This window comes from Mesorhizobium sp. MC2-1-1, assembly GCF_057597255.1.
This window is the reverse complement of the sequence record NZ_CP195205.1, coordinates 1593727-1612462: the sequence shown is the minus strand read 5'-3', so window position 1 is coordinate 1612462 and position 18736 is coordinate 1593727. Positions and strand designations below refer to the sequence as shown.

The window sequence follows — 18736 nt, the reverse complement described above, 5'->3', positions numbered from 1 at the left end:
TCGGGGGCGTCAACCCGCAGCGATGTCGCGCCAGCGATGCGAAAATCGGCGGGAGCTTTATCCGGTGACGTAGCGCACGATGCGCGATACTTCCCGCACGGTCACATCGAGATAGTGGCCATGGTTGTAGAGGCCGTCCCAGATCAGAAAGAAGGTGATGGCGACGATGACGATCACATAACGCATGGCCAAAACTATCCCATGTGCACGGCCGGAACCAGTGCGCCAAGGCAGCAATTGTTACTTGCGTCGTAAAGTTTCCCGCCGCCCGATTTGGCGCAAACGGGTTGCAGGCCAGACGGAACGTTCTAGATTGGGCGGATGGCGCTTAAACGGATGGACAATGTAGGGGTCGTCGTCGATGACCTCGAAGGGGCGATTGATTTCTTTCGCGAGCTCGGGCTCGAGCTCGAAGGGCAGGCAACGATCGAGGGAGAATGGGCCGGGCGCGTCACTGGGTTGGGCGATCAGCGCGTCGAGATCGCCATGATGCGTATGCCGGACGGCCACGGCCGGCTCGAGCTCTCCCGATTCCTCATGCCGCCCGTCGTCGCGGATCACCGCAATGCCCCAGTGAATGCTCTGGGCTACCTCCGTGTCATGTTCGCCGTGGACGATATCGACGATACGCTTGGAAGGCTCAGCGAGCGCGGCGCGCAGCTCGTCGGCGAGGTAGTCCAGTATAAGGACGTGTATCGGCTCTGCTACATCCGCGGACCTGAGGGGCTTCTCATCGGACTCGCCCAGGAACTCGGGTGAGCGCGCATCACAGATGGTCCCGCCGCGGCCTCAAAGTGTGATGCGGTATCTGGCAAATCCCGCCTCGCCCTCGCCCACGAGCTCGATTTTCAGGGACTTCACTTGATCGATGAAGTCCTTCGCCTTCGGACCGGTCTCGAACACGACGCTGGTTCCGGACATCGGCGCGAACGACCAGTTGCCGTCGGCGGAAGGATTGATCGTGCCTTCGCTGACGACGTAGCGCACGATCACGTCGCGATTGGTGTCGGGCGCCTCGTAGATGATCTTGGAGGCGTTGATGCCGGGAAAATTTCCGCCGCCGCCGGCGCGGTAGTTGTTGGTGGCGACCACGAATTTCGCTGATGGATCAATCGGTTTTCCTTCGAATTCCAGGTCGAGGATACGGCTGGAGCCAGCATTCGCGACACCGCCCTTGGCATCGTATCTCGGTGGCTGCGACACATCGATCCTGTAGGTGACGCCGTCGATCACGTCGAAATTATAGGACGGGAAGTCCGTGTTGATGAGTGGCTGATCCGCTTTCCCGAGCTCGATGTGGTTGAAGATACCGGCGGACATCTCCAGCCATTCCTTCACCTCGGCGCCGGTGATTTCGACCGCGCGCACCGTGTTCGGATAGAGATAGAGATCGGCGACGTTCTTGATGGCGATGTCGCCCGCGGGAACGTCGGTGTAGTAGTCGGCGCCGTTGCGGCCGCCGGCCTTGAAGGGCGCGGCCGCCGACAGCAAAGGCACATCCTTCCACTTGGTGCTCTTCAAGATGTCCTTCAGATACCAAGTCTGCGCCTGATTGACGATCTGCACGGATGGGTCGTCCGCAACCAGCGCGAAATAGGAATAGAGCGGCGCCGACGTCTTGCCGACCGGGCGGCGAACATAGGCAAGCGTCGCCTCATGATCCTGTTCCAGTGCCGCGATGATGCGCTTGTCGTCGCCGACGGTCGCCTTGTTCTTGCTGTCGACGCGCTCATAGATCGGCCGTGCCTCGGAGGTGGCCGAGACGACGCGCCATTTCGAGCCGTCACGCTCCAGAAGCAGGTCGATCAGGCCCATATGCGAGCCCCAGAAGCCGCCCATCACCGCCGGCTTGCCTTGCAGCGTGCCTTTTTCCGTATCGACGCCTTGGAGTGATTGGAAATCCTTCTTACCGGGAAAGACCAGATGCTGATGGCCGGTGAAGACGGCGTCCACACCCTCGATGCCGGCGACGAAGAACGAGGCGTTCTCCATCCTGTCGCCCTGCTTGATGTCGATGCCGGAATGCGACAGCGCGATGACGATGTCGGCGCCTTGTTCCCTTATCTGCGGCACCCAGGCCCTGGCCGCTTCGACGATGTCGCGCGTCTGGACGTTGCCTTCGAGGTTCTTCAGGTCCCAGACCATGATCTGCGGCGGCACGAAGCCGATGACGCCGATCCTGATCGATTGCTCGGCCCCTGACCCGTCCATGATCTTCCTGTCGAGGATGACATAGGGCTGCAGATAGAGCTTGTCGTCGCGCGGGTTGGTGGCGAGCGCGGTGCCGCGGATCAGGTTCGCGCAGACGAAGGGAAAATTTGCGCCGGCCAGCACCTTGTCGAGGAAGGACAGGCCGTAATTGAACTCATGGTTGCCGAGTGTCGAGCATTCATAGCCGAGCAGGTTCATGCCCTTCATGACCGGATGCAGGTCGCCATCCTTCATGCCTCTCTCGTAGGCGACATAGTCGCCCATCGGGCTGCCCTGCAGCAGGTCGCCATTGTCGATCAGCATCGAGTTGGTGGCTTCCTTGCGCACCGCGTCGATCAGCGAGGCGGTGCGTGACAGACCCATCGTGTCGTTCGCTTTGTCGGCGTAGTAGTCGTAAGGCAGCAGGTTCACATGGATGTCGGTCGTCTCCATGATCCTGAGATGCGCCTGATTGGCCGCGGCGCGGGCTGAGAACGGATGCAGCATGATCAGCGCGCCGCCAGCAGCGACGCCGGCCAGGAATTCGCGGCGGGAGAGCTCTGGACGCAAGACAGGCGGTCGCGACATCTTCTTCTCCTCTTCGACAACGCGATGGCCCCTGCCCTACCCAGGAAGCATGGCGCTGAAGTCGCTTTGAGTCCATGTGCGCCGGAAGCCTTTCGATCACGACAAGGTGACGCGCCGATGAAGCAGACGGCCTCGAGGAAATCAGTTCTTGTCGTCGCTGCCTTGCGTGATCAATCGCGCGCCGCGCTGACCCGTAAAATAGATCCATAGCCAGCTAAGCGAGACCGCCAGGCGGTTGCGGAAATCGATCAGGAAGTAGATATGCGCTATGCCCCAGAGCCACCAGGCGAGCCAGCCGGTGAGCTTGATCCAGCCGAAATCGATCGCGGCGGCGCGCTTGCCGATTGTCGCCAGGTCGCCGTCGTGCCGGTAGCGGAACGGTCGCGGCGTCGTATCGCCGGCAAGCCGCGCCTTGATCGTCGCGGCGACATGCTTTCCTTCCTGCTTGGCCGCCGGCGCCACGCCCGGCACCGGCTTACCGTCTGGACGCAAGAGATGCGCGGTGTCGCCGATGACGAAGATGTCGGGATTGCCCGGCGCCGTGAGATCGGGCTCGACCAGCACCCTGCCCACCCGATCGGCCGGTGCCCCCAGCCACTCGGCCGCCGGCGAAGCCGCGACGCCAGCGGCCCAGATGATGGTCCTTGCCGGCAATTGCCTGTCGCCAAAGACAACGCCCTCGCCATCCAGCCGCGTTACGGCGCGCCCGAGTTCGACCGCTACGCCGAGCCGCTCCAGCGCCTTGCGTGCATAGGCGGAAAGCTCCGGCGCGAAATTGCCCAGGATCCGGTCGCCGGCCTCGATCAGCACGACGCGCGCCTGCCGCGTATCGATATTGCGGAATTCGCCGCGCAGCGTGTCATGCGCGAGTTCGACTATGGTGCCAGCAAGCTCGACGCCTGTGGGGCCGCCGCCGACAATGACGAGCGTCAGCAGCGCCTGGCGCCTGGCCGGGTCGACTTCACGCTCCGCCTGCTCGAAGGCGAGCAGGATGCGTCGCCGTATCGTCGTAGCATCCTCAAGCGTTTTCAGCCCAGGCGCGAAGGGTTCCCATTCGTCATGGCCGAAATAGGCATGGCGCGCGCCGGTGGCGAGCACCAGCGTGTCGTATGGGATCGATCCGCCGTCTTCGAGCAGCACCCGCTTGCCCGCGCGGTCGACGCCCGTGACATTGCCGAGAAGTGTCGTCACATCCTTGCGCCTCCGCAGCAAATGACGGATCGGCCAGGCAACCTCTGAGGTTGCAAGCGATGTGGTCGCAACCTGGTAAAGCAGTGGCTGGAAAAGATGATGGTTGCGCTTGTCGATCATGGTGATGCGCACCGCGGCACCTTCCAGTGCACGGGTGAGTTCGAGGCCACCGAATCCGGCTCCGACGACAACGACCTTGTGTTCGGCTTCGCTCATCTCATCCAGCTTGCCAAGTGCAATTGCTGCCTATGATGTAAGTATTTTTGTGCGTCGCAACAATAATGCGCGAGGTGATGACCGTGCCCGGGAGTCGTCGCGCGGCGTCGCGAATGCGCAGGCGATCATGCAAGCGCGAGTATATCGTGAAACAAACGACGGGAGCCAAGCATGGCTGACGACCACGATGACGAGCCGGCGCAATACGCCTCGCCGCCCTGCTTCATGCATGAACTCGACCCTGAATACCGGGAGCCTCTCTCCGACTGGACGGACGTCAGACGTTGGCGCAAGGCCGAGCGTGAGCGGCTCATCAACGCCCGCCTTGCCGTCTCAGCCGATGCGCGGGCCGCAATGTCGGCACGCATCGCGGAAGGCCTCGACACGCTGATCGGAGACATCGCCGGCCGGATGGTCAGCCTCTACTGGCCGTTTCGCGGCGAACCGGATTTGCGCGGCTGGATGGCCTCGATCAACGAGCGAGGTGGCCGAACCGCGCTGCCGGTCGTCATCGAGAAAGGACGGCCGCTGGTGTTTCGCGCCGTCAGACCGGGCGACCGGCTTGAAAAGGGCGTCTGGAACATCCCGATCCCGGCCGAGGGCGATCCGGTGCTGCCCGACATCGTGATTTCGCCGATCGTCGGCATCGATCCAGCCAAGTATCGGCTGGGCTATGGCGGCGGCTTCTTCGACCGCACGCTGGCCGCCATGCCGTTCCGGCCGCTGGTCATCGGCGTCGGCTACGAATTGCAGCGCATCCCGACCATCTACCCGCAGCCGCACGACATTCCAATGACGACCGTGGTGACGGAGGCGAACACCGCCTAAACGGTCCAGGTCCAGTCGATCGGATAGTTGAAAATTGGGGTGAAGGTCACGCCGACCGCCTCCATGTCCCTTCGGCCGTCGACGACCATCTCCTTCAGCGTGTCGAGCTGCGCCGCGTGCTTTTCGCTGTCCCAGACACTGACTTGCACGATCGAACCCTTGGGCGAGACGCCCGCATAAAAATGAAGGAGCCCGGGCAGCCGTCTGATTGCCGGGATTATATACTGCGAGGTCTTCTTGCTCGCGGCATCGACCTCCGCGAACCGGCTGGGGTCGTAGCTGGCACGCGAAACGCGGACAACGGCGGTTGCCGGCAGTGACTCGGCCATGGTTGTTCTTTCGATCATATAGCAGCCTACGCCTCCTTCTGGTTGCGGGAGTCCAGGCCCTAGGCCATCTCCGGCCGCAGCCCGACCGCCGTGCGGTCGACGATCTCGCGCAGCGCGAAGGACGAGTTGATCTTCGTCACATGCGGCATGGCCGACAGCCATTCCTTGTGGATGCGCTCATAGTCGACGAGGTCCTTCGCCGCGATGCGCAGGATGTAATCGTATTCGCCCGACATCAAATGGCAGGAAAGCACGTTCGGGCAGCGCTTGATCGCCGCCTCGAAATCCGACAACGTCTTCTCGAACTGGCCCGACAACGATATGTGCACGATCGCCGTCATCTGGTGGCCAAGGGCGGCGTTGGACAGCCTGGCGTGATAGCCGCGGATGGTCCCGGCTTTTTCCAGATTGTCCAGCCTGCGCGAACAGGCCGACTGCGACAGGCCCACCTTTTCGGCGAGCGCCGCGTTGGGTATCCGACCGTCCTTCTGCAAGGTTTCCAGAATGGCGATATCAATCCTGTCGAGCGGCATTTTTAGTGATTCCTGCGAATTGACGGCAATTTTGCGCAACGATTAGCGACGAATGCCTCATATCGCAAGAGCATTCGCAAACACCTACGCAACGATTCGTGGTTGACTGCATTTATGCGTGTCGCCTCCGTATTCTGGGGCTGGTGGCGCGCACCAGTGACAGGGAGAGCGCCCGCTCAAGGGGCGCGGACAGGAGAACAAAGATGCGTGTCGGCTGCCCAAAGGAAATCAAGAACCACGAATATCGCGTCGGCCTGACGCCCGGCTCGGTCCGCGAATATGTCGCGCATGGCCACGAAGTTCTGGTCGAGACCGGCGCGGGCGCCGGCATCGGTGCCGATGACAATGCCTATCGCGCCGCCGGCGCTGTCATCGCCAAGACGGCGGCCGACGTGTTCGCCAAGTCGGACATGATCGTCAAAGTCAAGGAGCCGCAGCCCAACGAATGGGTTCAGCTGCGTGACGGCCAGATACTCTACACCTATCTTCACCTGGCTCCGGATCCGGAGCAGACCAAGGGTCTTCTTGGCTCGGGTGTCACCGCTGTCGCCTATGAGACGGTGACCGACGACCGGGGCGGCCTGCCGTTGCTCGCGCCGATGTCGGAAGTCGCCGGACGCCTGTCGATCCAGGCCGGCGCCACCGCGCTGCAGAAGGCCAATGGCGGTCGCGGCGTGCTGCTTGGCGGCGTGCCCGGCGTGCTGCCCGGCAAGGTCACCGTGCTCGGCGGCGGCGTCGTCGGCCTGCATGCGGCCAAGATGGCAGCCGGCCTCGGCGCCGACGTCACCATCATCGACCGCTCGATCCCTCGCCTTCGCCAGCTCGACGACATTTTCGGCGGCCGTGTCCATACGCGTTATTCGACCGTCGAAGCGCTGGAAGAGGAATGCTTCTCGGCCGACGTCGTCATCGGCGCCGTGCTGATCCCGGGCGCCGCCGCGCCCAAGCTGGTGACCCGCGAAATGTTGTCCGGCATGAAGAAGGGCTCGGTGCTGGTGGACGTCGCCATCGACCAGGGCGGCTGCTTCGAGACCTCGCATGCCACGACCCATGCCGACCCGACCTATGAGGTCGACGGCGTGATCCACTATTGCGTCGCCAACATGCCCGGCGCCGTGCCGGTCACGTCCGCGCACGCGCTCAACAACGCGACGCTGCACTATGGCCTGCAGCTCGCCGACAAGGGCCTCAAGGCGCTGGTCGACGACCATCACCTGCGCAACGGCCTCAATGTCCACAAGGGCAAGATTACCAACCGCGCCGTCGCCGAGGCGCTCGGCTACGAAATGGTCGAGCCGAAGGCGGTGCTTGCCGCCTGACCGAATCGCAAAATCTGATCCAGTCGCCCGCCGGTCATTCCGGCGGGCTTTTTGTTGCGCAGATGACTGGCTCAGCCGAGTAGCCCGGGCAACAAAAAAGCGGAGCAAAAAGCCCCGCTTCCTCGATTGCTGCGATCCGCCGCCGGTCCATCCGCGGTCGACAAATCATCAGCTATTGCTGTTTAGCGCAATAGTACGACGGGAATACGACAGTCTTGAGTGGCCTGTTTCCCATCGACCGGGCCATTATGCGTCCGTGTGTGAAATGCTTCACATTCGCTGCGCGCGTAGGACGCCTAGAGACCTACCGTTACTGGCGGCCTGAGCTGTTACCGGGTCGGAGAAGTCCGACCCGGCAGCGCTCGCCGACAGCTTCTGTCAGACCCTCCAACAGCCCGCCCGACCATCGGCGGGCTTCTTTTTGGTCACGCCCGCTCGATGCGGCATTGATAGCAGTTGTTCCGCGCCGAGCGGACGTGGATGTAGGCGATGTCGTCGCGGGCAAACAGCGTGCGCGCCCGGGCGGCAATCTGGGCGGTCGGCGTGACGGCGCCGCTGCCATAGACGATGCGATCATCCTCGCCATAGCCCCTTACGATGTAGTCGCTGCTTTCGAGCATCTCCGGCAGCGCATCCCCATCGGCGGCGCGTTCGCATTCCTTGGCGTGCAGGAAGATCGGGCCGGTTTCGGCATAAGGCTGCAGTTGCGGGAACGGCCGGTAAGCCACGATCAGGTAGCCTTCGCCCGCGGCAATATTCTTCATGCAGTGCCTGCAGGGTACGCCGTCGCCATCGGAGATCTGGTGCTCGGGGGCTCGTCCATAGGCATCGAGCCCTCCCCGCTGCAAGGCGCGCACGGCTTCGGTCGGCAAAGCTTTGAACTGGATGCTCATGGTAGATCTCCGGTATCGATGTCCGGAAATTATGCCTGGGCGATGGTATCTCCCACCCGATTCCTGACTGGACTGGCGTCGCGCCCATGAAAGAGCCCGGTTGCCTTCGCAAAACCGGGCTCGCGATTGTCGGTTGCCGGCCCTGAGTGTTAGCGCACGAAATCGTCGAAGCGGCGCAGCGTCACGCGGCGGTTGCGCCAGTTCTCCTGTTGGGTCGGCACGAGCAGGAATTCCTCGCCGTAGCCGACGGTTTCCAACGCGAAACGAGGCACGCCGAACTCGCTCACCAGCGTCCGCTTCAGGGAGGCGGCGCGGCGTTCGGACAGGTACTGATTTGATTCGAAAGAGCCCACCGCATCGGTATGGCCCTCGATCAGGATGCGGGCGCCGCGGTCGCGCCGAAGGATGCGATGAAGCGCATCGGCGATAATTTCGACCTTGCCGTATTGAGAAGGAGCGATGACGGCCGAACCGAACTCGAAATTGATCGACTGGATATCGATCGAGCGCGCCATCCGTCTCAGGTCCGGGCGTCGCTTGAACTCGCGAATTGTGACGCGCTCATTGGGACGCAGCTTCTTCGTCGGGGCGGCGTCGAGCTGGCGCTCGATGGTCGCGGCCGAAGGCGTTGTCGCCTGGGCGAATGCCAGGCTCGGCATGGCTATCGCCGCGATCATGGCCACCGCAAATGTACGTCGGGTCAACATGTCTTTCTCCTACAAGCTCGGTCACGCAATGCGGCCGGACCATGGCAAAGACAGTCTGAAGCGGCGATGAACGAGGTGTTCAGGCCCAGGTCGTTCAAGGACGGCGCTTTTGGTTTTCAGGAACGCCCGAGTGGCCTCAGCCTCGCATGACGCTGGCCGAACGCTCGGCGAAGGTCAGCGGACGCACGACTTCCTTTTTCTGCGCCACGGGCGTGAAGCCGAGCTTCTGGTAAAGTGGAAGCGCTGCCGGATGATCCAGCGTGCAGGTCTGCACGGTGACCCTCTTTGGGCCATGTGCCCAGGCTGCCGAGATCGCGGCGCCGAGGAACCAGCGGCCGATACCCTGACCGTGCGCATGTTCCATCATGCCGAAGTAGGCGAGTTCCACTTCGTCCGGCAGATGCGGCTTGAGATCGAAGAAACCGGCGGGAGCGCCGTCAAGATAGAGCACCCGGATGTCACGGTCCTCGCGATGCAAACCGGCGGCAAGCTCCTCGTCGCTCATCCTCAGCACATTGACCCAGTGCCATTTGCGCCCGACGCGGTCTATCAAATAGCGGTAGAAATGAAGCGGGATATCTTTCGTCTTCAACAGCGCGATCTGCCGGTTGTAGGGGACCGGCGGCGAAACAGCCGGCGCGGCATGCATCTCCAGAAACGTGACCGTGACATCGATAGCTTGCGGCGCGCCGTTTTCCATCATTCTTTCCCCGTAACCACCGGCGTATCGCTGAGACCGCCCCATTCTGTCCAGGAGCCGTCGTAGAGCCGGTTGTCCGTATGGCCGAGCGTTTCCAGCGCCAGCGTGATCGCCGCCGCGGTGATGCCCGAACCGCAGGACGTGACGACCGGCTTCGACAGGTCGATGCCGGCCCCTTCGATCAACTTGCGCAGGCGGTCCTTGGGCAGCAGCTCGCCATTATCGGCAAGCGCCGTGATCGGGACATTATGCGCGCCCGGCATATGGCCTGATCGGACGCCCGCGCGCGGCTCCGGATCGCTTCCGGCGAAGCGGCCGGCCGAGCGCGCGTCTACGATCTGGCTCTCCCGGCCACCGACGATCCTGCGCATCTCGTCAAGGCCTACGACCCGCCCTGCGTCGAAATCGGCATGGAAGACGCAGGGCGCGATCTTGGTCGGCTCAGCCGTCACAGGTCGCCCCTCCGCCTTCCAGCGGTCGATGCCGCCGTTCAGGATGTAGACTTGGGAGACGCCCATGATACGGAACATCCACCAGGCGCGCGGCGCCGAGAACAGGCCCGGGCCGTCATAGACGACAATGGTGTCGTCGGCCGTAACGCCCATGGCGCCGACATATTGCGCGAAGTGTTGCGGCGAGGCCAATGTGTGCGGCAGCTTCGAAACCGGATCGGAAACGGCATCCTGGTCGAGGAAGCGCGCACCGGGGATATGAGCGGCGTCGTACTCCGCGCGGGCATCGCGCTTCTGCGCCGGCAGATACCAGGAGGCGTCGATGATGGTGATGCCCGGCTCACCAAGCCGCTCTTCCAGCCAGTCGGTGTCGACGATGAAGGGACTATCCTGCGCCATTCTTTTCTCCCTGAGCTCGAGCTTGGCGTCAGTTCGCCGGCATCGGCCCGAAGCGGATGCGGAAGCGCCGGTTCTCGCGACCCTTCTTTTCTATCTTGCCGACATGAATCTCGCCGACCTCGCCGGTCGACTTCACATGTGTTCCACCGCAGGGCTGGCTGTCGACCGAGCCGTTCTCGCCGATGCAGACCAGGCGAATCTTGCCGCTGCCGACGGGCGGGCGTACGTTCTTCGACTTGACCAGGCCGGGATTGGCGGCGAGCTCCTCGTCGGTGATCAGACGGGTGAAGATCGGGTGATCGGCGCGCACCAGGTCCATCAGCCGGGCCGTCACGTCCTCCTTGGTGAAGCCTGTGTCGGGGAGATCGAAGTCGACACGGCTGTCGTCCTCGGCGACCGCCGCCCCGGTGATCGGGAACGGGCATACCACCGTCAGCAGATGGCAGGCGGTGTGCATGCGCATCAGAAGGTGCCGCCGCTCCCAGTCGATCAGCAGCCTCAGCCTTTCGCCGATCCCGGGCAGCACCTGGTCCGGCGCGGGCACGTGGATGATCTCGTCCTTGGTCTCGCCGGTGATGGTGGCGGCGATAGCGACGCGGCCGCCGTCGGCCCGCTCGAACATCCCGATATCGCCCGGCTGCCCGCCAGACGTCGCATAAAAGACTGTACGGTCGAGAAGGATGCCGCCACGATCATTGATGGCGACGACCTCCGCCTCCGCCGTCTTCTGGTAGGCGTCGTCGCGAAACAACGCCTCGGTCTTGCGCGCCATCATGCCACCTTCTCGAACGGCACCGAAATGTCAGCCTTTTCTTCCATCCAGCCAGGCACCGGAAGATTCTTGCCGCGCAGGAATTCCGGATTGAAGAGCTTGGACTGGTAGCGCGTGCCGTAGTCGCAAAGCACGGTGACGATGGTATGGCCGGGCCCGAGTTCGCGCGCCAGACGAATTGCGCCGGCGATGTTGATGCCGGTCGAGCCGCCGACGCAAAGTCCCTCTTCCTGGATCAGGTCGAAGATGATCGGCAGTGCTTCCTCGTCGGGGATCTGGTAAGAGAAATCCGGCCTGAAGCCTTCCAGATTGGCGGTGATGCGGCCTTGGCCGATACCTTCTGTGATCGAGCTGCCGTCGGATCTCCAGTTCGCCGGAGGTGTAGAAACTGTAGAGCGCGGCGCCCAGAGGGTCAGCGAGCGCGACCTTGACGTCCTTGCTCTTGTCCTTGAGGCCGAGCGCGACACCGGCAAGCGTGCCGCCGGAGCCGACGGCCGAGACGAAGCCGTCGATCTTGCCTCCGGTCTGGTTCCAAATCTCCTGTGCGGTGGTGTGAATATGGCCGTCGCGGTTGGCGACATTGTCGAACTGATTGGCCCAGACCGCGCCGTTCGGCTCGGAGCGCGCCAGTTGCTCGGCAAGGCGACCGGACAGCTTCACGTAGTTGTTCGGGTTCTTGTAGGGCACTGCCGGCACTTCGATCAGTTCGGCGCCGAGCAGCTTGATCGTGTCCTTCTTTTCCTGGCTCTGTGTATCGGGGATGACGATCACGGTGCGGTAGCCGAGCGCCTTGGCGACAAGCGTCAACCCGATGCCGGTGTTGCCGGCGGTGCCCTCGACGATCAGCCCTCCGGGTTGCAGGAGTCCGCGCTGTTCGGCGTCGCGGATGATGAACAGACCTGCCCGATCCTTGACCGATTGCCCCGGATTCATGAACTCGGCCTTGCCCAGAATCTCACAGCCGGTCGCTTCCGAAGCCTTGTTGAGCCGGATCAGGGGCGTGTTGCCGATCGCTTCGATCACAGAACGGGGCATGCGGGATTCCTTTATGCTGCGGCGAGACCCTAGAAACCGGACGGCGCGGTTTCAAGGCAAGATTTTGCCTGGTCCAGTCGCATTCGGGACGCTGCAATGTTCCCGGTCATTTCGATGTCGGGAGCAAAACCGCTCTTTTCATTCGATTTTTTCGCCGCTAGAGCAAACACTGGCATTCGCAGGACATCGCATGACACTCTACCGGGCCAATCCGAGGGACGGTGTCGCCTGGATCACGGGCGGCAGCAGCGGGCTTGGCCGCGCCTTGGCCAAGGACCTCGCCAATCAAGGCTATGCCGTCGCGGTGACCTCGCTGCCGGAAGATCCCGCCGACACGCTGATTGTCGAAACATCGCAGATGTCGGGGCATGTGAAGTCCTTTCCCTGCGACGTCACCGACGAGCACGGCATGGCGCGCACGGCCGCCGCGATCGAGGAGCAGATGGGGCCTATCGTGCTTGCCGTCTTCAATGCCGGCAACTACATCGCCACCCCCGGCGAGAATCTGGTGGTGCGCGATTTCCACCGCTCCTTTGCCGTGAACTATTTCGGCATCGTCAACGGCGTGGTGCCTGTTGTCGAGTACATGCGCGTGCGCGGACGCGGCCATGTCGTCCTGGTCGGGTCGGTCACCGCTTATTCCGGCTGGCCGACAACGGCTGCCTATGGCGGCACCAAGGCAGCGATCAACATCCTGGCGGAGTCGCTGAAATACGACTTCGACAAAATGAACATCCGCGTCCAGGTCATCAATCCGGGCTTCGTCGACACGCCGCTGACGGAGAAGAACAAGCTGCCAATGCCGGGTCTCATGCCTGTGCATCGCGCGTCGCGCCGCATGGCGCGCGGCATCAAAAAAGGCGGTTTCGAAGTCACCTTCCCGTTGCACATAAGCTGGCCGTTGAAACTGCTTGGCCTGCTGCCGCGGCCGATCGGCCGCTTTGTCATCGGCCTCACCACAAGCTGGTGGGGGCGTCCGTTGCGCTTTGACCGAAGGCAACCGGGCGGAAAGGATCCTTCCCGCGACAAGGCGACATAAGCCGGCGCGAGATGAGCCGGCGAAACAGCGATTGCCTGCCGGCAGGGACGGCCATAGGTTGAGAATCATGGCTTGGAGACTGTAATGGGGCGGCGGATCGTGCTTGCTGTGCTTGGCCTTGCAGTCGTCCTCGCAGCCGGTTTCTTCCTCGGGCCGCTCGTTCCTGTCGACACGACGATCCGGTTCAACCCGTCGGTGATCGGCGACGATCCGCAGGCCTATCTGGCGCGAGAAGAGGCCGCGGTGCCCAACATCCGCGAGGGGCTCGACAAAGAGATCATCTGGGCGAACCCGCTGGTCCATGCCAAGACCCCCTTGGCCGTCGTCTACATCCACGGCTTCTCAGCCTCGAAGGGCGAGATTCGGCCCTTGCCCGACGATGTCGCGGACGAGCTGGGCGCCAACCTCTTCTATACGCGCCTGACCGGCCACGGCCAGGACGGCGCGGCAATGGCGCAAGGGAGCGTCAATGCCTGGGTCAACGATTATGAGGAGGCCTTGGCCATCGGCCGCGCCATCGGCGACAAGGTGATCGTCATTGCGACGTCGACCGGGGGCTCGCTGGCTGCGTGGGCCGCAACGCAACCGAATGCGTCCAGCGACGTCGCAGCGATCGCGTTCATCTCGCCGAATTTCGGCGTCAAGGCTTCTGGCGCCGATCTCCTCACCATGCCTTGGGGCAAACAGATCGCCGAGCTTGTCGGCGGCAAGGAACGCAGCTTTCCGCCGCGCAATGCACTGCATGAAAAACTCTGGACCACCAGGTATCCGATGGCCGCGCTGCCGCCGATGGCGGCGCTGACCAATCTTGCCTATGAGGCGCCGGTCGAGAAAGCGACGATCCCCGCCCTTTTCATCTTCTCGGATTCAGACAAGGTCGTGCGACCCGACCGTACGCGCGAGATAGCCGGGCGCTGGGGAGCTCCACACGAACTGGTGCCGGTCGACGACACAGGCGATCCGGATAATCATGTCCTCGCCGGCGATGCGCTGTCGCCACAGACGACCGCATTCTTGACCGAGCGGATCGTGGTGTGGATCAAGGCCTTGATGCAGCAGCAGTCAAGCCGGTGATGTCAAGCAAGTAGAATTCTGCCGATGAAACGAACCGGCCGGAGCATCCCTCCGGCCGTTTCATCTTGCATCGCCTTGACGGGGTCAAGCAGCCCGGTTCGCTGGACGCTTGCCGCCGAAGCGGCGCTTGTTGTTGCCCTTGAAGGGCTTGAAGCCCTCGGGTTTGCTCGAGCCATTCGGCTTGGCCGCCGCCGGTCGTTCACCCTGCGGCTTCTGTGCTCGCTCGCCATGAGGCTTGCCGCCGAATCGCTGCTTGCCGCCGTTGCCCGGACGGCGGCCATCGCGACGGCCGCCATGATGCTCGCGGTCATTGGCCGGCTCGAAATGGAGCTCGGACTTTTCCCTGGGCTCGCGCTGCGGATCCGGGCTACCAAGATGATCGGCAATGACCGGCAGCTTCATGCGGATGATGCGCTCGACCTGCCGCAGCTTGGCGTTCTCGGATGGGTCGCAAAGCGTGATCGCAATACCGTCCCTGCCGTTGCGGCCGGTACGGCCGATGCGATGGACATAGCTCTCCGCTTCATCCGGCAGGTCGAAATTCACGACATGGCTGATGCCGGGTACGTCGATGCCGCGCGCCGCGATATCGGTCGCGACCAGGATCCGAACCGAGCCGTCGCGGAAATCGTTGAGCGCCTTCTGGCGGGCATTCTGCGACTTGTTGCCGTGGATGACGGCCGCGTTGAAGCCGTCACGGGCAAGGTCCTTGGTGACGCGGTCGGCGCCATGCTTGGTGCGCGAGAACACGATCACCGAGTGCATGGCCTCGTCAGCCAGCATCTTGGACAGCACCTGTCGCTTCTGCCTCGTACGGGCCAGCACTAGGCTCTGCACGATCTCCGCCGCCGCCGTGCTCTGCGGCGCGACTTCGATGCGGACGGGGTTCTTGAGCAGCCCCTTGGCTAGCTCGGCGATTTCGTCCGGCATGGTAGCCGAGAACAGCGCCGTCTGGCGGTCCGGCGCAGTCGCCTTGGCGATGCGCTTGACGTCGTTGATGAAACCCATGTCGAGCATGCGGTCGCCCTCGTCGAGGACAAGCCACTTGGTGTCCGCAAGAACAAGGTCGCCTTCCCGCACGAGGTCCGTCAGCCTGCCGGGCGTGGCGATCAGGACATCGACGCCAGGGCCGATCTTCTTCACCTGGCTGAAGCGTGAGACGCCGCCGAGAACGAGCGCGGTCGAGACATGCGCGCCCTTGGCAAGGATCTTGATGGTCTCCTCGATCTGCACGGCAAGCTCGCGCGTCGGCGCCAGGATCAGCGCGCGCGCCGTCTTGGGCCGGCGTTTGGTGCCCAGGCCGATGATCTTCGACAGGATCGGAAGTGCGAACGCGGCCGTCTTGCCGGAGCCGGTCTGGGCGATGCCGAAAATGTCACGGCCTTCGAGCTGCGGCGGGATCGCCTGCATCTGGATCGGCTTCGGCTCGGTAAAACCAGCGGCAAGCGTGGCCTTCAGCAGCGCGCCGCCGATGCCAAGGGCGGCGAAACCGGAGAGTTCCCCAGCGTCGTTGTTGGGGAGAGTGTTTTCGTTGGTCAAAATATTCTTCTTTCACGCGGCGGGTGGCCGCAAACATCAATGGCGGCAGGGCGCAACCTGCCATCGAAACATTCATCAGGAAACGACAAGGCGGCGGACGGGAAACGTCCGCGCGGCTGCGCTGTCGTGCCCGCGGACATCATGCCCCGGGGCTCTTTCGCCACCTTGCCGATTCACCGGTAAGAGGGAAAACAGACGCAACCAGTCCCATTCATGGAGAAAGCCGGAAGGTCCGGCCCAAGCGCCTATGAGGCTGCATATGGACGAGTCCGGCCTGAAAAGCAAGGGCTCGCATGTTGCAATGCAACAAAACAAGGGCGCTTGCGCTGCCCTGCCCTCACGATTACCACAAAACACCGAACGAACGGGGAAACCGGGCAATGAAGGATGTTCTGAAGGAACTCGAGCGCCGCCGCGAGATTGCCCGTATGGGCGGCGGCAAGGACCGCATCGATGCTCAGCACAAAAAGGGCAAGCTCACCGCCCGCGAGCGTATAGAGATCTTCCTCGACGAGGGCTCCTTCGAGGAGTTCGACATGTATGTCGAGCACCGCTCGACCGATTTCGGCATGGAAAGGACCAAGATCGCCGGCGACGGCGTCGTCACTGGCTGGGGGACCGTAAACGGGCGCCCCGTCTATATCTTCGCCAAGGATTTCACGGTGTTCGGCGGCTCGCTGTCGGAGGCCCATGCCGAGAAGGTCATCAAGGTTCAGGAGATGGCGTTGCGCAACCGCGCGCCGATCATCGGCCTCTATGATGCGGGCGGTGCCCGCATTCAGGAAGGTGTGGCGGCGCTCGGCGGCTACGCCGAGATTTTTCAGCGCAATGTGCTAGCCTCCGGCGTCATCCCGCAGATTTCGCTGATCATGGGCCCTTGCGCCGGCGGCGACGTCTACTCGCCCGCCATGACCGATTTCATCTTCATGGTCCGCGACACCTCCTACATGTTCGTCACCGGACCGGATGTGGTGAAGACGGTGACCAATGAGACAGTGACAGCGGAAAGCCTCGGTGGAGCTTCGGTCCATACCACCAAATCGTCCATAGCCGACGGTGCCTATGATAACGATGTCGAGGCATTGCTGCAGATGCGCCGGCTGGTCGATCTTTTGCCGGCATCCAACACGGCCGAGATCCCTGAAATCGAATGCTACCAGTCGGTGACGGATCACGACATGTCCCTCGACCGGCTGGTCCCCGACAACGCCAACAAGCCCTACGACATCAAGGAACTGATCCTGAAGGTCGCCGACGAAGGCGACTTCTTCGAGATCCAGCAGAGTTTTGCCAAAAACATCGTCACCGGCTTCGGCCGCGTCGAAGGCCGTACGGTCGGCTTCGTGGCCAACCAACCGATGGTGCTGGCGGGCGTGCTCGATTCCGACGCCAGCCGCAAGGCGGCGCGCTTTGTGCGTTTCTGCGACTGTTTCTCCATTCCCATCGTCACCTTCGTCGACGTGCCGGGCTTCCTTCCGGGCACAGCGCAGGAATATGGCGGCCTGATCAAGCACGGCGCCAAGCTGCTCTTCGCCTATGCCGAGGCGACCGTGCCGAAGATCACTGTTATTACCCGCAAGGCGTATGGCGGCGCCTACGACGTGATGGCGTCGAAGCACCTGCGCGGCGACATGAACTATGCCTGGCCGACGGCGCAGATCGCCGTGATGGGCGCCCGAGGCGCGGTCGAGATCATCTACCGCAAAGATATCGGCGATCCAGAGAAAATTGCTGAACATACAAAGGTTTACGAGGATCGCTTCCTCTCGCCCTTCGTCGCCGCCGAACGCGGTTATGTCGATGAGGTGATCATGCCGCATTCGACCCGGCGCCGCGTGGCGCGAGCGCTCCGGATGCTGCGCAACAAGGACATGCAGAACCCCTGGAAGAAGCACGACAATATCCCGTTGTGAGAAGCTGCGCTGGTAAGAAATGCGAATAGCCCTTGCAGCTCAGGGCCTTATCCCGGCCAAGGGATATGGTGGAACACAGCGCCAGGTCGAATGGCTCGTCACCGAACTGGTCAAGCTCGGGCACGATGTCGTCCTCATCGCAGCTCCTGGGTCGTCGCATCCGATGTGCGAGGTTCGGCATGCCGTCAGCGATGCCGAATGCAGGGCGGCGATTCCGCGCGATACGCAGATCGTCAATCTCCATGCCTGGAAGGTCGAGGTCCCGTTCCCGACGCTCAACACCGAACACGGCTATGTTCCGGATTACCCGCGCACGCAACCGAACTGGAATTTCCTTAGCGCTCGACACGCGGAACTGCACGGGCGCAGAACTTTCGTCTACAACGGGTTTCCGGTATCCGCCTACCGCCTGGCGGCTTCGAAGAACGACCATCTCTTTTTCATGGCCGCCATCGCGCGGGCTGGTAAGGGATTGAACCGAGCCGTCGATCTGGCCAAGAAATTCGATTTCATCCTGGATATTGCGGGAGGCTCGCGCTGGAAGTTGCTCGGCCGCAGCAAGACGCGCCGGGAAGGCGTTTTCTTCAAGAGCCTTTCCGGCCGCTATCGTTTCCACGGCATGGTCGACGGCGAAGAAAAATTGCGGCTGCTTGGTGAATTGAAGGCATTCCTCAACCCAATCTCCTGGGAAGAACCTTTCGGCATGGCGCAAGTCGAATTGATGCTCTGCGGCACGCCCGTGCTCACCACACCGCGCGGGGCACTGGTGGAAACCGTCGATGCGGAGACCGGCCGGTTCTTCGAAACCGACGAGGAGTTTGCGCGCGGTCTTGCAGAGGCCGCAAACCTGTCGTCGCAACGGTGCCGGCAGTCGGCGGCGGACCGATTCCCGATCGAAAAGACGGCGAAAGCCTATCTGGAACTGTATGCCCGCGTCCTTGATGGCGAGGCGCTTCCGTGACAAATCATCGTCACGTTTGCCATTGGCTGCCATTGTTCCGGATCGAAAAGGTAGCGCT

Annotated in this window: 18 protein-coding genes and 1 pseudogene; 7 read left to right on the top strand and 12 right to left on the bottom strand. The window is 62.7% G+C overall.

Annotation, left to right across the window (positions count from 1 at the left end; all coding sequences use genetic code 11):
• Positions 1-57: 57 nt before the first annotated feature.
• On the bottom strand, positions 58-186 hold the full coding sequence (locus tag ACR64R_RS08170) for a hypothetical protein (protein WP_487361143.1): 129 nt from the start codon (positions 184-186) through the stop codon (positions 58-60).
• A 135-nt stretch (positions 187-321) separates the two neighbouring features.
• Here ACR64R_RS08170 and ACR64R_RS08165 point away from each other — a divergent pair, with 135 nt between their 5' ends.
• Positions 322-759: a VOC family protein gene (locus ACR64R_RS08165; protein ID WP_487361142.1), complete on the top strand. Its 438-nt coding sequence runs from the start codon at positions 322-324 to the stop codon at positions 757-759.
• A gap of 30 nt (positions 760-789) precedes the next feature.
• Here ACR64R_RS08165 and ACR64R_RS08160 read toward each other — a convergent pair whose 3' ends face one another.
• Together ACR64R_RS08160 and ACR64R_RS08155 are read right to left on the bottom strand one after the other, a co-directional pair.
• Entirely contained in the window at positions 790-2778 is a 1989-nt protein-coding gene (locus ACR64R_RS08160; protein WP_487361141.1) for a bifunctional 2',3'-cyclic-nucleotide 2'-phosphodiesterase/3'-nucleotidase, read from the bottom strand.
• A 141-nt stretch (positions 2779-2919) separates the two neighbouring features.
• Positions 2920-4185, bottom strand: a complete 1266-nt coding sequence (locus ACR64R_RS08155) for an NAD(P)/FAD-dependent oxidoreductase (protein ID WP_487361140.1) — start codon at positions 4183-4185, stop codon at positions 2920-2922.
• 171 nt (positions 4186-4356) lie between these two features.
• Here ACR64R_RS08155 and ACR64R_RS08150 point away from each other — a divergent pair, with 171 nt between their 5' ends.
• Positions 4357-5013, top strand: a complete 657-nt coding sequence (locus ACR64R_RS08150; RefSeq protein ID WP_487361139.1) for a 5-formyltetrahydrofolate cyclo-ligase — start codon at positions 4357-4359, stop codon at positions 5011-5013.
• Here ACR64R_RS08150 and ACR64R_RS08145 read toward each other — a convergent pair.
• A complete protein-coding gene (locus ACR64R_RS08145; protein WP_487361138.1) occupies positions 5010-5360 on the bottom strand; it encodes a hypothetical protein in 351 nt (116 codons plus the stop codon). The genes ACR64R_RS08150 and ACR64R_RS08145 overlap by 4 nt on opposite strands.
• 41 nt (positions 5361-5401) lie before the next feature.
• On the bottom strand, positions 5402-5875 hold the full coding sequence (locus ACR64R_RS08140; protein ID WP_371012060.1) for an Lrp/AsnC family transcriptional regulator: 474 nt from the start codon (positions 5873-5875) through the stop codon (positions 5402-5404).
• A gap of 203 nt (positions 5876-6078) precedes the next feature.
• Between ACR64R_RS08140 and ald the strand changes: the two genes are divergently transcribed.
• Positions 6079-7194, top strand: coding sequence for an alanine dehydrogenase (ald, locus tag ACR64R_RS08135; RefSeq protein WP_487361137.1), 1116 nt, complete (start codon positions 6079-6081; stop codon positions 7192-7194).
• Positions 7195-7619: 425 nt separating this feature from the next.
• Here the strand turns inward: ald and ACR64R_RS08130 are convergent, their stop codons facing one another.
• The 6 genes and pseudogenes from ACR64R_RS08130 to ACR64R_RS08105 all read right to left on the bottom strand — a co-directional run bounded on the left by ACR64R_RS08130 (position 7620) and on the right by ACR64R_RS08105 (position 12152).
• Positions 7620-8087, bottom strand: coding sequence for a DUF1203 domain-containing protein (locus ACR64R_RS08130; RefSeq protein ID WP_487361136.1), 468 nt, complete (start codon positions 8085-8087; stop codon positions 7620-7622).
• A 149-nt stretch (positions 8088-8236) separates the two neighbouring features.
• Positions 8237-8794 (bottom strand): OmpA family protein, encoded by a 558-nt coding sequence (locus ACR64R_RS08125; protein ID WP_487361135.1) that lies wholly within the window; start codon positions 8792-8794, stop codon positions 8237-8239.
• 136 nt (positions 8795-8930) lie between these two features.
• The gene (locus ACR64R_RS08120) at positions 8931-9494 is read right to left on the bottom strand and encodes a GNAT family N-acetyltransferase (protein WP_487361134.1); all 564 of its coding nucleotides are present in this window, start codon (positions 9492-9494) and stop codon (positions 8931-8933) included.
• On the bottom strand, positions 9494-10345 hold the full coding sequence (gene sseA, locus ACR64R_RS08115; RefSeq protein ID WP_487361133.1) for a 3-mercaptopyruvate sulfurtransferase: 852 nt from the start codon (positions 10343-10345) through the stop codon (positions 9494-9496). The genes ACR64R_RS08120 and sseA overlap by 1 nt, the downstream gene beginning before the upstream one ends.
• A 28-nt stretch (positions 10346-10373) precedes the next feature.
• Complete coding sequence (locus ACR64R_RS08110) at positions 10374-11117, bottom strand: alanyl-tRNA editing protein (RefSeq protein WP_487361132.1); 744 nt, start codon at positions 11115-11117, stop codon at positions 10374-10376.
• Positions 11117-12152: pseudogene (locus tag ACR64R_RS08105) on the bottom strand (cysteine synthase A). Before ACR64R_RS08105 ends, ACR64R_RS08110 begins: the two are co-directional and overlap by 1 nt.
• Positions 12153-12342: 190 nt before the next feature.
• On the opposite strand from ACR64R_RS08105, the gene ACR64R_RS08100 reads away from it, so the two are divergent.
• The gene (locus ACR64R_RS08100; RefSeq protein WP_487361131.1) at positions 12343-13191 is read left to right on the top strand and encodes an SDR family oxidoreductase; all 849 of its coding nucleotides are present in this window, start codon (positions 12343-12345) and stop codon (positions 13189-13191) included.
• 84 nt (positions 13192-13275) lie between these two features.
• The gene (locus tag ACR64R_RS08095; RefSeq protein WP_487361130.1) at positions 13276-14265 is read left to right on the top strand and encodes an alpha/beta hydrolase; all 990 of its coding nucleotides are present in this window, start codon (positions 13276-13278) and stop codon (positions 14263-14265) included.
• 84 nt (positions 14266-14349) lie between these two features.
• On the opposite strand, the gene ACR64R_RS08090 is transcribed toward ACR64R_RS08095, so the two are convergent.
• The gene (locus tag ACR64R_RS08090) at positions 14350-15804 is read right to left on the bottom strand and encodes a DEAD/DEAH box helicase (protein WP_487361129.1); all 1455 of its coding nucleotides are present in this window, start codon (positions 15802-15804) and stop codon (positions 14350-14352) included.
• Between the two features lie 380 nt (positions 15805-16184).
• On the opposite strand from ACR64R_RS08090, the gene ACR64R_RS08085 reads away from it, so the two are divergent.
• Together ACR64R_RS08085 and ACR64R_RS08080 are read left to right on the top strand one after the other, a co-directional pair.
• On the top strand, positions 16185-17717 hold the full coding sequence (locus ACR64R_RS08085) for an acyl-CoA carboxylase subunit beta (protein WP_487361128.1): 1533 nt from the start codon (positions 16185-16187) through the stop codon (positions 17715-17717).
• Positions 17718-17736: 19 nt separating this feature from the next.
• Positions 17737-18678 carry a glycosyltransferase gene (locus tag ACR64R_RS08080; RefSeq protein WP_487361127.1) on the top strand — a complete coding sequence of 314 codons (942 nt, stop codon included), beginning with the start codon at positions 17737-17739 and terminating at the stop codon, positions 18676-18678.
• Positions 18679-18736 lie beyond the last annotated feature (58 nt).

What these genes read in the sequence shown, in the direction of transcription:
- ACR64R_RS08145 (WP_487361138.1), bottom strand. Translation starts at nt 5,360, where the DNA reads ATGATCGAAAGAACAACCATGGCCGAGTCACTGCCGGCAACCGCCGTT.
- ACR64R_RS08150 (WP_487361139.1), top strand. Translation starts at nt 4,357, where the DNA reads ATGGCTGACGACCACGATGACGAGCCGGCGCAATACGCCTCGCCGCCC.
- ACR64R_RS08080 (WP_487361127.1), top strand. Translation starts at nt 17,737, where the DNA reads ATGCGAATAGCCCTTGCAGCTCAGGGCCTTATCCCGGCCAAGGGATAT.
- ACR64R_RS08155 (WP_487361140.1), bottom strand. Translation starts at nt 4,185, where the DNA reads ATGAGCGAAGCCGAACACAAGGTCGTTGTCGTCGGAGCCGGATTCGGT.
- ACR64R_RS08140 (WP_371012060.1), bottom strand. Translation starts at nt 5,875, where the DNA reads ATGCCGCTCGACAGGATTGATATCGCCATTCTGGAAACCTTGCAGAAG.
- sseA (WP_487361133.1), bottom strand. Translation starts at nt 10,345, where the DNA reads ATGGCGCAGGATAGTCCCTTCATCGTCGACACCGACTGGCTGGAAGAG.
- ACR64R_RS08160 (WP_487361141.1), bottom strand. Translation starts at nt 2,778, where the DNA reads ATGTCGCGACCGCCTGTCTTGCGTCCAGAGCTCTCCCGCCGCGAATTC.
- ACR64R_RS08120 (WP_487361134.1), bottom strand. Translation starts at nt 9,494, where the DNA reads ATGGAAAACGGCGCGCCGCAAGCTATCGATGTCACGGTCACGTTTCTG.
- ACR64R_RS08170 (WP_487361143.1), bottom strand. Translation starts at nt 186, where the DNA reads ATGCGTTATGTGATCGTCATCGTCGCCATCACCTTCTTTCTGATCTGG.
- ald (WP_487361137.1), top strand. Translation starts at nt 6,079, where the DNA reads ATGCGTGTCGGCTGCCCAAAGGAAATCAAGAACCACGAATATCGCGTC.
- ACR64R_RS08095 (WP_487361130.1), top strand. Translation starts at nt 13,276, where the DNA reads ATGGGGCGGCGGATCGTGCTTGCTGTGCTTGGCCTTGCAGTCGTCCTC.
- ACR64R_RS08165 (WP_487361142.1), top strand. Translation starts at nt 322, where the DNA reads ATGGCGCTTAAACGGATGGACAATGTAGGGGTCGTCGTCGATGACCTC.
- ACR64R_RS08130 (WP_487361136.1), bottom strand. Translation starts at nt 8,087, where the DNA reads ATGAGCATCCAGTTCAAAGCTTTGCCGACCGAAGCCGTGCGCGCCTTG.
- ACR64R_RS08085 (WP_487361128.1), top strand. Translation starts at nt 16,185, where the DNA reads ATGAAGGATGTTCTGAAGGAACTCGAGCGCCGCCGCGAGATTGCCCGT.
- ACR64R_RS08100 (WP_487361131.1), top strand. Translation starts at nt 12,343, where the DNA reads ATGACACTCTACCGGGCCAATCCGAGGGACGGTGTCGCCTGGATCACG.
- ACR64R_RS08125 (WP_487361135.1), bottom strand. Translation starts at nt 8,794, where the DNA reads ATGTTGACCCGACGTACATTTGCGGTGGCCATGATCGCGGCGATAGCC.
- ACR64R_RS08110 (WP_487361132.1), bottom strand. Translation starts at nt 11,117, where the DNA reads ATGGCGCGCAAGACCGAGGCGTTGTTTCGCGACGACGCCTACCAGAAG.